The sequence below is a fragment of the Pseudomonas sp. P116 genome (genome assembly GCF_020149425.1).
GTDB lineage: Bacteria > Pseudomonadota > Gammaproteobacteria > Pseudomonadales > Pseudomonadaceae > Aquipseudomonas > Aquipseudomonas anatoliensis.
This window is the reverse complement of the sequence record NZ_JACVHB010000001.1, coordinates 901637-919678: the sequence shown is the minus strand read 5'-3', so window position 1 is coordinate 919678 and position 18042 is coordinate 901637. Positions and strand designations below refer to the sequence as shown.

The 18042-nt window shown below is 59.1% G+C and carries 14 protein-coding genes; 10 read left to right on the top strand and 4 right to left on the bottom strand.

The window, feature by feature from the left end; genetic code table 11:
* Window positions 1-97 precede the first annotated feature (97 nt).
* Window positions 98-1072 carry a cysteine synthase A gene (cysK, locus tag ICA15_RS04450; RefSeq protein WP_042558111.1) on the top strand — a complete coding sequence of 325 codons (975 nt, stop codon included), beginning with the start codon at window positions 98-100 and terminating at the stop codon, window positions 1070-1072.
* A gap of 249 nt (window positions 1073-1321) precedes the next feature.
* On the top strand, window positions 1322-2260 hold the full coding sequence (locus ICA15_RS04445; RefSeq protein WP_150617681.1) for an aspartyl/asparaginyl beta-hydroxylase domain-containing protein: 939 nt from the start codon (window positions 1322-1324) through the stop codon (window positions 2258-2260).
* A gap of 62 nt (window positions 2261-2322) precedes the next feature.
* On the opposite strand, the gene ICA15_RS04440 is transcribed toward ICA15_RS04445, so the two are convergent.
* Window positions 2323-2487 carry a hypothetical protein gene (locus ICA15_RS04440; RefSeq protein WP_224450849.1) on the bottom strand — a complete coding sequence of 55 codons (165 nt, stop codon included), beginning with the start codon at window positions 2485-2487 and terminating at the stop codon, window positions 2323-2325.
* A gap of 157 nt (window positions 2488-2644) precedes the next feature.
* Here ICA15_RS04440 and ICA15_RS04435 point away from each other — a divergent pair, with 157 nt between their 5' ends.
* Both ICA15_RS04435 and ICA15_RS04430 read left to right on the top strand, forming a co-directional pair.
* Complete coding sequence (locus tag ICA15_RS04435) at window positions 2645-2812, top strand: hypothetical protein (RefSeq protein ID WP_210553743.1); 168 nt, start codon at window positions 2645-2647, stop codon at window positions 2810-2812.
* A 96-nt stretch (window positions 2813-2908) separates the two neighbouring features.
* The gene (locus tag ICA15_RS04430) at window positions 2909-3772 is read left to right on the top strand and encodes a DMT family transporter (protein WP_210553742.1); all 864 of its coding nucleotides are present in this window, start codon (window positions 2909-2911) and stop codon (window positions 3770-3772) included.
* 83 nt (window positions 3773-3855) lie between these two features.
* On the opposite strand, the gene ICA15_RS04425 is transcribed toward ICA15_RS04430, so the two are convergent.
* Window positions 3856-4749 (bottom strand): DMT family transporter, encoded by an 894-nt coding sequence (locus ICA15_RS04425; RefSeq protein ID WP_150594348.1) that lies wholly within the window; start codon window positions 4747-4749, stop codon window positions 3856-3858.
* A 214-nt stretch (window positions 4750-4963) separates the two neighbouring features.
* On the opposite strand from ICA15_RS04425, the gene aceK reads away from it, so the two are divergent.
* The 5 genes from aceK (at window position 4964) to ICA15_RS04400 (ending at window position 13177) form a co-directional block, all read left to right on the top strand.
* A complete protein-coding gene (aceK, locus tag ICA15_RS04420) occupies window positions 4964-6685 on the top strand; it encodes a bifunctional isocitrate dehydrogenase kinase/phosphatase (protein WP_150617683.1) in 1722 nt (573 codons plus the stop codon).
* Between the two features lie 172 nt (window positions 6686-6857).
* Window positions 6858-10769 (top strand): ATP-dependent RNA helicase HrpA, encoded by a 3912-nt coding sequence (hrpA, locus tag ICA15_RS04415; protein ID WP_150603011.1) that lies wholly within the window; start codon window positions 6858-6860, stop codon window positions 10767-10769.
* A gap of 318 nt (window positions 10770-11087) precedes the next feature.
* Entirely contained in the window at window positions 11088-12209 is a 1122-nt protein-coding gene (locus ICA15_RS04410) for a beta-ketoacyl-ACP synthase III (RefSeq protein ID WP_042558117.1), read from the top strand.
* Window positions 12210-12329: 120 nt separating this feature from the next.
* A complete protein-coding gene (locus ICA15_RS04405; protein WP_150603010.1) occupies window positions 12330-12944 on the top strand; it encodes an RNA polymerase sigma factor in 615 nt (204 codons plus the stop codon).
* On the top strand, window positions 12938-13177 hold the full coding sequence (locus ICA15_RS04400; RefSeq protein ID WP_150617685.1) for an anti-sigma factor family protein: 240 nt from the start codon (window positions 12938-12940) through the stop codon (window positions 13175-13177). The genes ICA15_RS04405 and ICA15_RS04400 overlap by 7 nt, the downstream gene beginning before the upstream one ends.
* A 166-nt stretch (window positions 13178-13343) precedes the next feature.
* Here ICA15_RS04400 and ICA15_RS04395 read toward each other — a convergent pair whose 3' ends face one another.
* Window positions 13344-14666, bottom strand: a complete 1323-nt coding sequence (locus ICA15_RS04395; protein ID WP_150603008.1) for a putative porin — start codon at window positions 14664-14666, stop codon at window positions 13344-13346.
* A gap of 281 nt (window positions 14667-14947) precedes the next feature.
* On the opposite strand from ICA15_RS04395, the gene ICA15_RS04390 reads away from it, so the two are divergent.
* A complete protein-coding gene (locus ICA15_RS04390) occupies window positions 14948-16072 on the top strand; it encodes a GNAT family N-acetyltransferase (protein WP_210553741.1) in 1125 nt (374 codons plus the stop codon).
* Window positions 16073-16189: 117 nt separating this feature from the next.
* Here ICA15_RS04390 and ICA15_RS04385 read toward each other — a convergent pair whose 3' ends face one another.
* Complete coding sequence (locus ICA15_RS04385) at window positions 16190-18022, bottom strand: ABC transporter ATP-binding protein (protein ID WP_150603006.1); 1833 nt, start codon at window positions 18020-18022, stop codon at window positions 16190-16192.
* Between the last annotated feature and the right edge of the window lie 20 nt (window positions 18023-18042).

The following is an 18042-nucleotide window of genomic DNA, read 5'->3' as shown; positions in this document are numbered from 1 at the left end:
GACTGCGCACGTCGACAGACGTTCGACCCGACTGGACTGTGATGGGCAACAGGCATACCTTGGAGCGCTAAATTCAATGCTGCATAAGGACCCAGCCATGAGCCGTATCTTTGCTGACAATGCCCATTCCATCGGCAATACGCCGTTGGTGCAGATCAACCGTATCGCGCCACGCGGTGTGACCATCCTGGCCAAGATCGAGGGGCGCAACCCCGGTTATTCGGTCAAGTGCCGGATCGGCGCAAACATGATCTGGGACGCCGAAAGCAGCGGCAAACTCAAGCCGGGCATGACCATCGTCGAGCCGACGTCGGGCAACACCGGCATTGGCCTGGCCTTCGTGGCTGCAGCCCGTGGTTACAAGTTGATGCTGACCATGCCGGCGTCGATGAGTATCGAGCGCCGCAAGGTTCTGAAAGCGCTGGGCGCCGAACTGGTGTTGACCGAACCTGCCAAAGGCATGAAAGGCGCGATCGAGAAGGCGTCGGAGATTGTTGCCAGCGATGCCGACAAATACTTCATGCCGGCGCAGTTCGATAACCCGGCCAACCCGGCCATCCATGAAAAAACCACCGGCCCGGAAATCTGGAACGACACCGATGGCGCCGTTGACGTGCTGGTGGCTGGCGTAGGTACCGGCGGAACCATTACCGGCGTTTCGCGGTATATCAAGAATACCCAGGGCAAACCGATTACTTCGGTGGCGGTGGAACCTGTGGCCTCGCCGGTAATTACCCAGGCGCTGGCCGGTGAAGAGATCAAGCCGAGCCCGCACAAGATTCAGGGCATCGGTGCCGGTTTTGTGCCGAAGAATCTGGATTTGTCGATGGTCGACCGCGTCGAGCTGGTCACCGACGAAGAGTCGAAGGCCATGGCGCTGCGTTTGATGCAGGAAGAAGGGATCTTGTGCGGCATCTCTTGCGGCGCGGCGATGGCGGTGGCGGTTCGTTTGGCGGAGACGCCGGAAATGCAGGGCAAGACTATCGTGGTGATCCTGCCGGACTCGGGTGAGCGTTATCTGTCGAGCATGTTGTTCAGCGATCTGTTCACCGAACAGGAGAATCAGCAGTAACAAGGCAAGTAAAAGATCGCCCGGTTACGAGCGATCTTTTGATCCTGTCTATGATCCTGATCGCGCAAGTCTGATTTGGATCAGCCAACGTTCAGGATCCTTATGTTAATAAATGCTTTGTTACGCAATCCTTAACACTGAATTTTAGGTTGAACGGGTTTTGCCTCAGGCCGGTAGTGTTTATCATGGCCGGCTGCCATGCCGGGTAAAGGGCATTGTGCAGCGTTGTTTTTATTCAAGGAGTTGTTGATGACCTTTTCGTTAGCCGCCAAGGTGTCGGTGCTGCTGCTGTTTATCGGCAGCATCCTCTATGTGCATCTGCGCGGTAAAGCGCGCCTGCCGGTGCTGCGCCAGTTCGTCAACCACTCGGCACTGTTCGCCCCGTACAACGCCCTGATGTACCTGTTCTCCAGCGTGCCATCCAAGCCGTATCTGGATCGCAGCAAGTTTCCGGAGCTGGACGTACTGCGCGACAACTGGGAAACCATCCGCGACGAAGCCATGCATCTGTTCGACGAGGGTTATATCCGCGCGGCCGAAAAGAACAACGATGCCGGGTTCGGCTCGTTCTTCAAGAAGGGCTGGAAGCGTTTCTACCTCAAGTGGTACGACAAACCACTGCCATCGGCCGAGACCTTGTGCCCGAAAACCGTGGCTTTGGTCAGTGCCATTCCAAACGTCAAAGGCGCGATGTTTGCGCTGCTGCCCGGCGGCAGTCACCTCAATCCGCACCGCGATCCGTTTGCCGGTTCCCTGCGTTATCACTTGGGCTTGTCGACGCCCAATTCCGATGATTGCCGGATCTTCGTCGACGGTCAGGTCTATGCGTGGCGCGATGGTGAGGATGTGATGTTCGATGAGACCTATGTGCACTGGGTCAAGAACGAAACCAAGCAGACCCGAGTCATTCTGTTCTGCGACATCGAACGTCCGCTGAGCAATCGCCTGATGACTCGCATCAACCGCTTCATCAGCGGCTGGCTCGGCCGCGCGACCGCACCGCAAAACCTCGACGACGAACGCGTCGGCGGGATCAACCAGGCCTATGCATGGAGCAAGCGCTTCAGCGACAAATTCAGCGGCGTGGTCAAACAGTGGAAGCGCCGTCATCCGAAGGCTTACCGGGTGATGCGCCCGGTACTGGCGGTGGTGGTGCTGACGTTGCTCGGGTACTGGTTGTTTGGTTGAGGGTGGACTGCAGAAATAAAAAAACCGCTCTTTGTGAGCGGTTTTTTATGCCTGTGAAAAGTTCACAGGCGGCCAGCGGCCAGTAAGGTTGGCTCTTCGGTTTCAGTGCCTGCTACAAGTAATTGCAGGAGACGCTGTTGGCTGGCGGTCAGCGCTACCTCACCGGATTTTCTGCCGTTGAAGCGAGCGATCTTTTCGGGTGAAGGCTTCTTCGTCGATTTGCTCATTTTGCTTCCTGCATTGATCGTTAATTGAACACAGCTTGTTCCCGCCTGTCTCTGCTGACCCTTTGTCCAAATCATTGCAATCGATGTGCCGCGCTGGTTATAGTCGGCGCTCGTGAGCCACACGACTCACCACCCCATCCCAAGAAGATCAGCCAAAATGCCTGCATCCCACATCAACGCGGTAGTCGATTCAGCGGTCAACGCTGGCGTCGTGCCGTGCGGGAATCAGCAGCCAAAGCAGATCAGTCATTACCCCCCACCTGTCGGTAGCACGCCGGTGCGCGCAGTTGCGCCGCCACCGCCGGGCGTTGGCGTTTCGGGCTGATCGGCATTTTTTGCTGACCCCCGTGCCCGCCTGCAAAAACCTACTGAATTTCAGCTTCGGCTGAGTTGGCTATTTGCCTGACTACAGGTGGTATTCATGTTTGTCCTTTCGAAAAAATCCGCGCTCGCGGCGGCGTCCACGAGCCTGTTCGTTCTGCTGTGGAGCAGCGGGGCGATCTTCTCCAAATGGGGCCTGGCCCACGCGTCACCCTTTGCCTTCCTGTTTATTCGCTTTGCCATCGCCCTGTGCGGGCTGGTGCTGCTGATTCCATTGCTGAAACTGAAACTGCCCAAGGGCGGCAGGCCGATGCTGTTTGCGATCGCGACGGGCGTGGTGTTGTTGGGGGCTTATCAGATTTTCTATCTGCTGGCCCTGAACACCAAAGTCACCCCGGGTGTGATGGCGACCATCATGGGCGTGCAGCCGATTCTGACGGTGGTATTGATGGAGCGGCAGCGCTCGGCGAGCCGGCTGTTCGGGCTGGCGCTTGGCTTGGCGGGTCTGGTCATGGTGGTTTACCAGGGCATCGGTCTGGCCGGCATGTCATGGGCCGGGATGCTCTTTGGTTTGTTGGCGCTGGCGAGCATGACGCTGGGGTCGATCATGCAGAAACGCATCACCGACAATCCCCTCGGCACGCTACCGGTGCAGTACCTGGCCGGGCTGTTGTTATGCGGGATCTTTGTGCCGTTCCAGCCGTTTCATTTCGAACACAGCGCGGGTTTCATCGTGCCGGTGTTGTGGATGGGGCTGGTGGTGTCGGTGCTGGCGACGCTGCTGCTGTACCGCCTGATCGCGCGGGGCAATCTGGTGAATGTCACCAGTCTGTTCTATCTGGTGCCAGCGGTGACAGCGGTGATGGATTACCTGATTTTCGGTAATCGCCTGGCGGCATTGAGCGTGCTGGGGATGCTGTTGATCATTGTCGGGTTGGCATTCGTGTTCCGCAAAAACCAATGACGCGACCCCTGTAGGAGTTGCCGCAGGCTGCGATCTTTTGATCCTGATGTTTAAAGTCAAAAGATCGCAGCCAGCGACGGCACCTACAGTTTTTTCACCACCGCCGGCTTCAACACCAGCCACAACGCCAACGCAATCAACACCCCGCCGTACACGTGAGCCATCGACAACGGCTCATCCAGCAACAACGCGCCCCACAACACTCCGAACGGCGGAATCATGAAGGTCACGGTCATCGATTTGACCGGGCCGATGGAGCTGAGCAGGCGGAAGTAGATAATGTAGGCAAACGCCGTGCAGCCCAGGCCCAAACCGAGCAGCGACAGCCAGACATTCCAGCCACCCCAACTCGCCGGCGGTTGAGTCACCACGCTGTAACCGAACAGCGGCAACAGGAACAGTGTCGCGCCGAGCATGCTGCCCACGGCTGACAGACGACTGTCCAACCCGCCGGCCTGATCCAGCCAGCGCCGCGCGAGGAATCCGGCAAAACCATAACAAGTGGTCGCGAGCAGGCAGGCGAGGGCGCCCAGCAGCAATTGCATATCGAAGGCCACGGGACCGGCGCGCGTCAGCACGCCGACACCGAACAATCCGAGAAACACGCCCGCCAGTTTGGCCGCAGTGAGTTTCTCGCTGAAGAACAACCCGCCGATCAATACGCCCATCAAGGGCGTGGTGGCGTTGAAGATCGCCGAATAACCGGCTGGCAGCACTTGAGCTGCAACCGAATACAGCGTCGCCGGTATCCCCGAGTTGATCACGCCGAGCAGCATCACGGTTTTCAGCTTGCCCTTGAAGTCCCAGCTGATGCGCATCAGCCCGAGGATCACCAGCAGACCGACGGCAGCGATCGATACCCGAAAAAACGCCGTCGGAATGGTGCCGATCACTGGCGCAATAATGCGCATGAACAGAAAACTCGCGCCCCAGATGGCAGCCAGCGACAACATACGGAAAATATCGACAGGGCTCACGGCGGGCTCCTTGCTTGATCGGGACGAGAGTGTTGCCGAGCCTCCTGACGATGGCAACCGCTAATCGGGCATTTAAATTTCCCCGGCAGGAATGCCTGACAAAAAATGCCACGCCGTACGTCTGCGCTTCGGTTTTGGCCGAAATTGCACTTCTCCTCATGCCGGTTCCGTGGCTAAGCTCAAGCCTTCACGAATGCACGCAGAGGTTTCATCTATGCCGCAGCAATGGCCCGCCACCGACATCGCCCGCATGATCCTCGATGGCTTTGATGATTACCGCGAGCATTTCCGCCGCATCACCGACGGTGCCCGGGAGCGTTTCGAGCAGGCGCGCTGGCAGGAGACGCAGACTGCGTCAGCGGCGCGAATCAACCTCTATGAGGAAAAAGTCGGCGAAACCATCGCCCGACTGCGCGAATACTTCGACGACGAAACACTGATGAATGTCAGCTGCTGGCCGCTGGTGAAAAGCGCCTACATCAGCGTCATCGACCTGCGCTTCGACGATGAACTGTCCGAGACCTGGTACAACTCGATTTTCTGCGGGCTGTTCAGCCATGACCTGATCAGCGACGGCTGCATGTTCATCCACACCACTCGCCCGAGCCTGCGCCGTGCGCGGGCTGCGCAAACCCGCACGTACAAGCCGCAAGGGCAGTTGTCGGGAATGCTGGCGAGCATTTTTGCCGACTACCGTTTCAGCGAGGATTACGCCGATTTGCCCGGTGACCTGCGCCGCCTCGAAGCGCAATTGCGTGAAAATCTCCCGGACTGGGTGTGCAAAGACCCGGAACTGAGCGTCGAGCTGTTTTCCTCGGTGCTGTACCGCAACAAGGGCGCGTACCTGGTCGGGCGCATTTACACCCGCGACGAGCAATGGCCGCTGGTGATTCCGCTGCTGCACCGCGAAGGGCGCGGGATTCAGATTGATGCGCTGATTACCGACGAAGCCGATGTGTCGATCATCTTCTCTTTCACCCGCTCGTATTTCATGGTCGATGTGCCGGTGCCGGCCGAGTTCATCGGTTTTCTGCGGCGGATTTTGCCGGGCAAACACATCGCCGAGTTGTATACCTCGATTGGCTTTTACAAGCACGGCAAGTCCGAGTTCTATCGGGCGCTGATCAATCATCTGGCCAACACCGATGACCAGTTCATCATGGCGCCGGGCGTGCGTGGCATGGTCATGAGCGTGTTTACCCTGCCGGGCTTCAACACCGTGTTCAAGATCATCAAGGACCGGTTTTCACCGTCGAAAAACGTCGACCGTGCCACGGTGATCGAGAAGTATCGACTGGTGAAAAGCGTCGACCGGGTAGGGCGCATGGCCGATACCCAGGAATTCGCCGATTTCCGTTTTCCGCTGAGCAAATTCGAGCCGGCGTGCCTCGAGGAATTACTGGAGGTTGCGCCGTCCACGGTGTCGGTGGAAGGCGACACTGTGCTGATCCGCCACTGCTGGACGGAACGGCGGATGACCCCGCTCAACCTTTATCTGGAAAATGCCAACGATGCGCAGGTGCATGAAGCGCTGGAAGATTACGGGCTCGCGATCAAGCAACTGGCGGCGGCGAACATCTTTCCCGGCGACATGTTGTTGAAGAACTTCGGCGTCACCCGTCACGGGCGGGTGGTGTTTTATGACTACGACGAAATCTGTTTCCTGACCGAAGCCAACTTCCGCCACATCCCGCAACCGCGTACGCCCGAGGATGAAATGGCCTCGGAGCCGTGGTATTCGATCGGGCCGCTGGATGTGTTTCCCGAGGAGTTTCCGCCGTTTCTGTTTGCTGATTCGGGGCAACGCAAGTTGTTCGACCAGTTGCATGGCGAGTTGTATAACGCCGATTACTGGAAGAGCCTCCAGGAAGCGATTCGCGCCGGCAAAGTGATTGATGTTTTCCCGTACCGCCGCAAAGGCCTCGATAACGAATAACTCATCCCCCCTGTAGGAGCTGCCGCAGGCTGCGATCTTTTGATCTTGCCTTTATAAAACAAAGTCAAAAGATCGCAGCCTGCGGCAGCTCCTACAGGGGAAGCAGGTCAATCGAGGGTAAATCTGCGACAATCGCGTCCTTGCGCCACTACATGACCGAATTGCGTACCCGATGACCGACGAATCGCCCTCCATCGACAAACTGTTGAAAAACCTCGATCACGCCATGCTCGCCGACCGCCACCGGCTGCGGCGGCAGTTGCTTGAGCTGCGCAAGAATCCCGATGAGGCCAAGCTGGCTCAATGGGTGACGCGCATGCAGGCGTCTTGTGATCAGGTGCTGGCGCGCAAGGCCAGCCTGCCGGTCATTCGTTACGACGACAGCCTGCCGATTGCGGCCAAGCGTGACGAGATCAAAAAGGCGCTGGAGCAGCATCAGGTGCTGATCATCGCGGGTGAAACCGGGTCGGGCAAGACCACCCAGTTGCCGAAAATCTGCCTGGAGATCGGTCGTGGTCAGCACGGTCTGATCGGCCACACCCAGCCGCGCCGGATTGCAGCGCGCAGCGTCGCCAGCCGCGTCGCCGAAGAACTCGGCACGCCGCTCGGTTCGCTGGTCGGCTATCAGGTGCGTTTCGAAGATCAGAGCGACTCCAACACCCTGATCAAACTGATGACCGACGGCATCCTGCTGGCGGAAACCCAGAACGACCGCTACCTCGAGCGCTACGACACGATCATCGTCGACGAAGCCCACGAACGCAGCCTCAACATCGACTTTCTGCTCGGTTACCTGAAAACCCTGCTGCCGCGTCGCCCGGATCTGAAAGTCATCATCACTTCGGCAACCATCGATCTGGAACGTTTCTCCAAGCACTTCGACGATGCGCCGATTGTTGAAGTCTCCGGCCGCACCTTCCCGGTGGACACCTGGTATCGCCCGCTGACCCTGGAGCAGGACGAAGAGGGCAACCGTGTCGAAGATGACCTGACCGTGGATCAGGCGATCCTCGCCACCCTCGACGAAATCGCCGCTTACGAGCGCAGCGAACGCCGCAGCCCCGGTGATGTTTTGGTGTTCCTGCCCGGCGAACGGGAGATTCGCGACGCCGCCGATATGCTGCGCAAGGCGCAGATCAAGCACACCGAAATTCTGCCGCTGTACGCGCGCCTTTCACCGGCCGAGCAGCAGCGGATTTTCCAGTCGCACCCGGGGCGTCGTGTGGTGCTGGCGACCAACGTCGCCGAAACCTCGCTGACCGTGCCAGGCATCCGTTACGTGATCGACAGCGGCACCGCGCGCATCAGCCGCTACAGCTATCGCGCCAAGGTCCAGCGCTTGCCGATCGAAGCGATTTCCCAGGCCAGTGCCAACCAGCGTAAAGGTCGCTGTGGCCGGGTCGAGCCGGGTATTTGCATCCGCCTCTACAGCGAAGAAGATTTCATCGGCCGCCCGGAATTTACCGATCCGGAAATTCTGCGCACCAACCTCGCCGCGGTGATTTTGCAGATGCTCCATCTGCGCCTCGGCGAAATCACCGCGTTCCCGTTCATCGAGCCGCCGGATGGCAAAGCGATCAGCGACGGTTTCAATCTGCTGCAAGAACTCTCGGCGGTCGATCGCAACAGCCAGTTGACCCCGCTCGGCCGCCAATTGGCGCGCCTGCCGGTGGACCCGCGCATGGGTCGCATGCTGCTCGAAGCGGCCAAACTCGGCAGTCTGCAGGAAGTGCTGATCGTCGCCAGTGCCATGTCGATTCAGGACCCGCGCGAGCGTCCGCCGGAGCGTCAGCAAGCCGCCGATCAGGCCCACGCGCAATGGAAGGACATCGACTCGGACTTCGCCGGGCTGGTCAATCTGTGGCGTGGTTTTGAAGAGCAGCGCCAGGCGCTGACGGCCAGCCCGCTGCGTAACTGGTGTCGGAAGAATTTCCTTAACTATCTGCGTTTGCGCGAGTGGCGCGACTCCCATCGCCAGTTGAGCCTGATCTGCCGCGACATGCAGTTGAGCCTGAACAAAGAGCCGGCGGATTATCAGAAACTGCACAAAGCCGTGCTGGTCGGTTTGCTCAGCCAGATCGGCCAGAAAACCGAGGACGGCGATTACCTCGGCGCCCGTCAGCGACGCTTCTGGATTCATCCGTCGTCAGGCATCGGCAAGAAGCGCCCGCAATGGCTGATGACCGCCGAACTGGTGGAAACCACCAAGCTTTACGCGCGGATGGTGGCGAAGATCGACGCCGACTGGATCGAGCCGCTGGCCGGGCATCTGATCAAGAAAAACCACTTCGAGCCGCATTGGGAGAAGAAGCGCGGCCAGGTCGTGGCGTTCGAACAGATCACCCTGTTCGGCCTGATCGTGGTCGGCCGCCGGCCGGTGCATTACGGCCCGGTCGATCCGGTGGTCTCGCGTGAATTGTTTATCCGTGAAGGTCTGGTGCGCGGCGAGATTCAATCCAGAGCCAAGTGTCTGTCTGCCAACCAGAAGCTGCTGGAACAGCTCGACGAACTCGAAGCCAAGGCCCGTCGTCGCGACATTCTCGCCGACGAAGAAACCCTGTACGCGTTCTACGATGCACGCTTGCCGGCGGAAATCCACCAGACGGCGACCTTCGATAGCTGGTATCGCATCAACAGCCAGAAAGATCCGCAGCTGTTGATCATGCGTGAAGAAGACGTGCTGGCTCGCGAGGCCAGTGAAGTCACCGCACGGGATTACCCGGACACCCTGCACATCGGCGATCTGGAACTGGCCCTGACCTATCACTTCGAACCCAATCACCCGCGTGACGGCGTGACCTTGCGTGTGCCGGCGCCGCTGTTGCCGATGTTGCCGCCGGAGCGTCTGGAATGGCTGGTGCCCGGGTTGATCGAGGCCAAGTGCATCGCCCTTGTGCGTAACCTGCCGAAAGCGCTGCGCAAGAACTTCGTGCCGGTGCCGGACTTCATCAAGGCTGCGTTGCAACGCATGACCTTCGCCGAAGGTTCGCTGCCGCAAGCTCTGGGCCGTGAGCTGTTGCGCATGACCGGCGCACGGGTCAGCGATGAGGCGTGGGCAGAGGCTGAGCAAGGGGTCGAAGGGCATCTGCGGATGAACCTGGAAATCGTCGACGGCCAAGGCAAGTTCCTTGGCGAAGGACGCGATCTGGCCGAGCTGACCGCGCGTTTTGCCGAAGCCAGTCAGGCCGCCCTGGCCGTGCCGCAGAGCGCTAAAAGTCAGCAGCCGGTGGAGGCGAAAGTCTTTGCCCCGGTGGCGGAAAAGACTCAGCAGAAGATCGCCGGGTTGTCGATGACGGTGTATCCGGCGCTGGTGGAAGAGGGCGGTACGGTCAAGGAAGGACGATTCTCGACGCCGGCCGAAGCCGAGTTCCAGCATCGTCGTGCGTTGCAGCGTCTGTTGATGCAGCAATTGGCCGAGCCGGCCAAGTTCCTGCGTGGCAAGTTGCCGGGGCAGACCGAACTGGGTCTGCTCTACCGCGATCTGGGGCGGGTCGATGCCTTGGTCGAAGACATTTTGCTGGCCAGCCTCGACAGCTGCATTCTGGAGGGCGAAGACCCGTTGCCGCGTGACGGCGCAGGGCTGGCGGCATTGGCCGAGCGCAAACGAGGCGGCTGGAATGAACACGCCGAGCGTGTGGCGCGGCTGACGCTGGAGATCCTGAAGATCTGGCACGGTCTGCAAAAGCGCTTCAAGGGCAAGATCGACCTCGCCCAAGCCGTGGCGCTCAATGACATCAAGCAGCAGATCAGTCATCTGGTTTATCCGGGTTTTGTCCGGGAAACGCCGATGCAGTGGCTCAAGGAATTGCCGCGTTACCTGAAAGCGGTCGAGCAGCGTTTCGAGAAACTCGGCGCGCAGGTGCAGAAGGATCGGGTCTGGAGCGGCGAACTCGCTGGCCTCTGGGCGCAATACCAGACTCGCGCCGCCAAACACGCCCAGGAAGGCAAACGCGATCCGCAGCTTGAGTTGTACCGCTGGTGGCTGGAGGAATACCGGGTTTCGCTGTTCGCCCAGCAATTGGGGACGAAAGTGCCGATCTCCGACAAGCGCCTCAATAAGCAGTGGACTCAGGTAGAACCCTGATGTGCGCCCGGCAATAATCCTGTAGGAGCTGCCGAAGGCTGCGATCTCTTGATTATGTTTTTCCAGATCAAGATCAAAAGATCGCAGCCTGCGGCAGCTCCTACAAGGAATGCGTTTAGCGTGAAAAGGGGCCAAAACCTTGGGTTTATGGCAAACTTCGCGACCATAAACGCCGCGTTCGCGACTCAGAGCCTTCGGCCGTGTCCCGGAGCGGAATAAAGCGATGCCAGGTTTGCGTCCCCCGGATGGGAATAGACCCTTTGTGTGTTGGTACGACGGTTCCAGCACTTTCTGCCTGAACAGATTAGAGAAACGACCATGCATAACGTCGTCATCAGCGGCACCGGCCTGTATACCCCGGCCAACAGCATCTCCAACGAAGAGCTGGTGCAGTCTTTCAATACCTACGTCGCACAGTTCAACGCGGACAACGCCGAGGCCATCGCCAGCGGCGAAGTCCAGGCACTGACCGAATCCAGCGCCCCGTTCATCGAGAAAGCCTCGGGCATCAAGAGCCGTTTTGTCATGGACAAGGACGGCATTCTTGATCCGCAGCGCATGGCCCCGCGCCTGCCGGAGCGGTCCAATGACGAATGGTCAGTGCTCTGCCAGATGGCCATTGGTGCTGCCGAGCAAGCCTTGCAACGCGCCGGCAAAACCGCTGCCGACATCGACGGTGTCATCGTTGCCTGCTCCAACCTGCAACGCGCCTACCCGGCCATCGCCATCGAAGTCCAGGAAGCGCTGGGCATCCAAGGTTTCGGTTTCGACATGAACGTGGCCTGTTCCTCGGCGACCTTCGGCATTCAGGCAGCGACCAACAGCGTGCAACTGGGCCAGGCTCGGGCGATCCTGATGGTCAACCCAGAAGTCTGCACCGGTCACCTGAACTTCCGTGATCGCGACAGCCACTTCATCTTCGGCGACGCGGCCACTGCCGTGATCATCGAACGCGCCGATCTGGCCACCTCCAAGCACCAGTTCGACGTGGTCAGCACCAAACTGCTGACCAAGTTCTCCAACAACATCCGCAACAACTTCGGTTTCCTCAACCGCGCGGCGGAAGAGGGCGTCGGTGCTCGCGACAAACTGTTCGTGCAGGAAGGCCGCAAGGTGTTCAAGGACGTTTGCCCGATGGTTGCCGAGCTGATCGGCGAGCATCTGCAAGAGAACCAGCTCAACGTCGGCGACGTTAAGCGCTTCTGGCTGCACCAGGCCAACCTGAGCATGAACCACCTGATCGTGCGCAAGCTGCTGGGCCGCGAAGCCACCGAAGAAGAAGCGCCGGTGATCCTCGACACCTACGCCAACACCAGCTCGGCGGGTTCGGTCATTGCCTTCCACAAATATCAGGATGACCTGGCCGCCGGTTCGCTGGCAGTGCTGAGTTCGTTCGGTGCCGGTTACTCGATCGGTAGCGTGATTCTGCGCAAGCGTTGAGTTTGCCTTGAAAAGATCGCAGCCTGCGACAGCTCCTACACTGACGGTTTCAAACCCGTTGTTGTAAGTGCTGCCGGGGGCTGCGATCTTTTGCGTCCTATCAACTGAAACGAGGCGTCAATGGCCGTTACGGACGACACCCAATTGCTTGAGCGCTTGTTGGCGGGTGAACAAAAGGCTTTCAAGGAGCTGGTCACGACTTATCAGAGCGCCATGCGTGCCGTTGCGTATGCGATCGTCGGCCAGCGTCATGTCGAGGAAGTGGTGCAGGATGCCTGGCTGTCGGTGGTGCGTCATATCGGCAGCTTCGAAGGGCGCTCCAGTCTCAAGACCTGGTTGCTGACCATCACTGCCAACTCGGCCAAGAGTCGCTACAAGCAAAATCGCCGCGAGGTGCTGCTCGATGACTTGCCGTCGCCCCACGGCACTATCGACGACGACCGTTTTTCGTCCAGCGACGGTCATTGGCTGGTGGCGCCTTTCGCCTGGCACCAGGACACCCCCGAGGCGTTGTTGACCGAAGGCGAACTGCGCGAATGCCTGGAGCACACACTGTTGAGCCTTTCGGAACTGCAAAGCAGCGTTTTGCTGTTGCGTGAGCGTCAGGGCGTGGAGCTGGAAGAGATCTGTAATCTTCTGGACATCTCGCTCTCCAATGTCCGCGTGCTGCTGCATCGGGCACGGTTAAAGGTCTTCGCGACCGTGGAACATTTTGAGGAGACAGGAGAATGTTGACCTGCAAGGAGCAAGTGGCACGATCCAGTGATTATCTCGATGGCCAGCTGAGTTTTGGCGAGAAGCTGATGGTGCGGCATCACCTGATGTTTTGCCGCAATTGCCGGCGTTTCATTCGCCAGATGCGGTTGATGCAGGCGACGCTGAAGGCCATGCCGGAAAAACCTGAAGAGGGTGTCGATGCTCTGGCCGAACGCTTGGCTGAACAGCGCCGCAAAGACGGCCCCCTGTAGGACCTGCCGAAGGCTGCGATCTTTTGATCTTAAAAACAAGATCAAAAGATCGCAGCCTTCGGCAGCTCCTACAGGGGGTGTGCGCATTCTGAAATAGCCCCGCGTGGGTGAAACGAACGGATGATGGGGATCGTCCCGCCCACGTCAGGCTATTGATTGCTGCTATTTAGAACTTGGCTTCCGCATCCAGCTGCAGGGTGTTGGCATCTGCATCACGCTGGGTACGGCTGGCGAAGTCTGCCTTGGTCAGGAAGTACGTCGCGCCGACAGCGAAGTTCTTGTCGATGTCGTAACCGACCTTGAACTTGTGACCACGGGAACCTGTGGTGCCGTTGGCAAAGTCGGAGTCGGTGAAGGCGCCGACCACGGCGTTGCGCTGCACGTCACGATAGTTGTAGTCGAGGTTGAAACCGAAGACCTTCGACTTGGCGCCGAGCAACCAGGCAGTATCCTGATCGGTCACGGCGTCGTTGTTCTTCACGTACTGACCGTAGAACGACAGAGGCATTGGCAGACCGCCGATGTCGACCTGGCTGAAACCTTCGTACAGGCGGAACTCGTTGTTTGCCGAGTTGCCGTTGACCGCCAGGGCGCACGGCGTCGAAGTGCCGGTGCAGCGGCTGTCGTCGTCATTCTGATAAGCGTAGACACTGCCGCCCAAGGTCAGCTTCAGGTTGTCGGTGATATTGAAGCGGCTACCCAACTGGCCGGCGGTCAGGCGCAGGTCGTGACGGAACTGCACGCCGTCGCCATCGACGTTGTCCTTTAGGTTGTAGTTACCCAGGCTGCCGAACAGTTCGGCGCTGCTGCCCAATGGGTATTTGTAAGTAACGGCCAGACCTTCAGGGTTGATGTCGCTATCCCAGATCACGTCGCCCATGCTCACCCACGGTTGCAGCATCTTGCCGCCGATCACGTGCAGGTTCTTGATTTGATCGGGGTGGTAATCGATGTAGCCCAGATCCAGCCAGATCTGCTTCTTGTCGAAGTAGTTGTCCTGATCCTGGTTGGTCGAACGCGCATCGTCGCCGCCGCCGGTGGCGATACGGATGCCGGTGTCCACTTGCGGATTGATCTCGGTGTAGGCACCCAGACGGGCACGGATGCGCTGACGATCCTTGTCGCGACCGCCGTTGTTCGGTTCGCCATCGATTTTGATGGTTTCCTGACGGATACGCACGTCACCCTTGAACTGAGTTTTTGCTGCCCAGGCCAGTTTCTGGTCGAAAGCGCTTTGTTCGTTGGTCTTCTTCGCGACAGCCGCGACTTGTTCGTTGGTCTCTTGCTGCGCCTGCTGCGCGATTTGCTGAGCCTTCTGATCCTTGGCCAGTTCAGTTTGCAGTTCAATGTACTGCGCCTGGGAAATCGAACCGTTAGCCTTGAGCATGTCGAGCAGTTTGGCGTCGACTGCAGCACTGGCCGGAACGCTCATGGCCAGCAACAAGCCACCGCACAGGGCCGCCGCAGTTTTCGTGGAAGCAAGACGCATAGCAATCTCCGAAGATGAGAGGGATGGCTTAACCATCCTGGGCACAACCGACAATTGAGGTCGGAAAACAGTGTCCGGGTTAGAACCCGGCGCTCTAAAAACAGGCGCCAGTATCGCGATGGTTTATGACAGAGCGGTGGCACAGTGATGGCAGGTTGATGACGATGTGCGTTCGTCGCGAACTATTGAGCTAGAGCGCTGTCGGCCGATTGCGAGTGTGTAATGCAACGCAATCGGCGATACTCGCCGGGCGCTGGAGTCCTGTTGTGGAGAGCTTGTTGATGCCGTTGCAACGCCTGCAAAACCTGTCAGAAATTGCCCCGCATGCCTGGGACGCACTGGTGCCGGACAATCAGCCGTTTCTGCGCCATGCGTTTCTCAGTGCATTGGAAGACAGCGGCAGCGTCGGCCCCCACTCCGGTTGGCAGCCGGAGCATTTGCTGCACATCGAAGACGATCGACTGGTCGCGGCGCTGCCCGGTTATCGCAAGTGGCATTCCTACGGCGAGTACGTGTTCGATCATGGCTGGGCCGATGCCTGTGCCCGCGCCGGGATCGATTACTACCCCAAGCTGTTGACGGCGGTGCCGTTCAGTCCGGTCAGTGGGCCGAGGCTGCTGGCCGCCAGAGTCGAGGACGGTTTCGAGCTGCTCAAGAGCCTGCCCGGTTACCTGGAGATAGAAGAGCTTTCCAGCGCTCACATCAATTTCACCGATGCGTTCACCGACGCCGCCATGGCCGAACAGCCGGGCTGGTTGCAGCGCATTGGCTGTCAATATCACTGGCAGAATCGCGGCTATCGCGACTTTCAGGACTTTCTCGACGTACTCGCTTCGCGCAAGCGCAAACAGATGCGCAAGGAACGCGAGCAAGTGGCCGGGCAGGGCTTCGAATTTGAATGGCTGGAAGGACGAGAGCTGGATGAGGCGCAGTGGGATTTCGTCTACGCCTGCTACGCCAATACCTACGCCGTGCGTCGGCAAACGCCGTATCTGACCCGGGAGTTTTTCAGTTTGTTGGCCGAGCGCATGCCCGAAGCGATTCGCGTGGTGCTGGCCAAACAGGGCTCACGGCCGGTGGCCATGGCGTTCAGTCTGGTGGGGGGCGACAGTTTTTACGGACGTTACTGGGGCTGTCTGGCCGAGTTTGATCGGCTGCACTTCGAAACCTGTTTTTATCAGGGCATGGATTACGCGATTGCCCAGGGTTATCAGCGTTTCGATGCCGGTGCTCAGGGCGAGCACAAACTGATTCGTGGCTTCGAACCGGTGATCACGCATTCATGGCATTACCTGCGCCATCCGGGACTTAAGGCGGCGGTCAAAGATTTCCTGCAGCAGGAACGCGCCGGCATTCTGGCCTATGCCGAAGAAGCGCGAGCCGCTTTGCCCTACCGCCAAACCTGAATCCCTTGTAGGAGTGAGCCTGCTCGCGATAGCGGTGTGTCAGTCCCGTCAATGGTGGCTGATATTCCGCTATCGCGAGCAGGCTCACTCCTACAGGTTTTGTGCTGATCGGGTATATCAATCGATCCCGACAAACCCTCCGGTCTGATGCGCCCACAAGCGGGCATACAACCCACGGTGAGCCAGCAGTTCAGCATGGGTGCCGCTCTCGGCGATCTTGCCGTTTTCCAGCACCACCAAGCGATCCATCCGGGCGATGGTCGAGAGGCGGTGGGCAATCGCGATCACGGTTTTGCCCTGCATCAGGGTTTCCAGGCTTTCCTGAATCGCCGCTTCAACTTCCGAGTCGAGTGCCGAGGTCGCTTCGTCCATGATCAGGATCGGCGCGTCCTTGAGCAGCACTCGGGCAATCGCGATGCGCTGACGCTGGCCACCCGATAGCTTCACACCGCGCTCGCCGACATGGGCGTCGAAACCGGTACGGCCTTCTGCGTCGGATAACAACGGAATGAACTCGTCGGCGCGGGCCTTGTGCACCGCATCCCAGAGGTCGGCGTCGGTTGCATCAGGTTTGCCGTACAACAAGTTGTCGCGGATCGAACGGTGCAGCAGCGAGGTGTCCTGGGTAATCATGCCGATACGTGCGCGCAGACTTTCCTGGCCGACTTCGGCGATGTTCTGCCCGTCAATCAGGATGCGCCCACCCTCGACGTCGTACAGGCGCAGCAGCAGGTTGACCAAGGTCGATTTGCCGGCGCCGGACGGGCCGATCAGGCCGATTTTTTCACCCGGTTTGATGGTCAGGTTGAGGTCGCCGATGATCCCGCGCTTCTTGCCGTAGTGAAAATCCACATGCTCGAAACGCACTTCGCCATTGGCCACGGCCAGTGGTTTGGCCTGCTCCTGATCGGTCACGCTGACCGGTTGCGAGATGGTGCGCAAACCGTCCTGAACCATGCCGATGTTTTCGAAGATGCCAGTGACCACCCACATGATCCAGCCGGACATGTTGACGATGCGGATCACAAGCCCCGTCGCAAGGGCAATGGCACCGACGGTGATCAACGATTGCGTCCACAACCACAGCGCCAGAGCGGTGGTGCCAACGATCAGCAAGCCGTTCATGGTGGTAATCGCCACGTCCATGCTGGTGACTACGCGGCCGGCCATTTGCGCCTTGACGGTTTGTTCTTCGATGGCTTCCTTGGCGTAATGCTGCTCGAAGTTGGTGTGGGCAAACAGCTTCAGTGTGGCGATGTTGGTGTAGCCGTCGACGATCCGTCCCATCAGTTTCGAGCGCGCGTCGGAGGCTTCCACCGAGCGCTCTTTCACCCGGGGCACGAAGTAGTAGAGCGCGCCGATGTAGCCGACGATCCACACCAGCAGCGGGATCATCAGGCGCCAGTCGGCCTCGGCGAACAGCACCAGTGCGCTGATCGCATAGATCACCACATGCCACAACGCATCGACGGCTTGCACCGCTGAATCACGCAGCGAGTTGCCGGTCTGCATGATGCGCTGGGCGATGCGCCCGGCGAAGTCGTTCTGAAAGAAGTTGAGGCTCTGCTTGAGCACATAACTGTGGTTCTGCCAGCGGATCATACTGGTCATGCCGGGGCTCAGGGTCTGGTGCACCAGCAGGTCGTGCAGACCAAAGAAAATCGGCCGCAGGACCAGCGCAACCACCACCATCCACGTCAGTTCGAGGGCGTGGTCGCTGAAGAAATTCGGGTTGGGTGTGCCCTGGGCCAGGTCGATGATGCGGCTCAGGTAACTGAACAGCGCCACTTCGATCAGCGCGGCAAACAGGCCAACGACCAGCAGGGCCGCGAAACTCGGCCAGACCTGCTTCAGGTAATAGGTATAGAAGGGCCAGACACGATCTGGAGGGGCCGCCGTCGGGGCGTCGCGGAATATGTCGATCAGTTGTTCGAAACGGCGATAGAGCATCAGATAACCGCCCGGATACG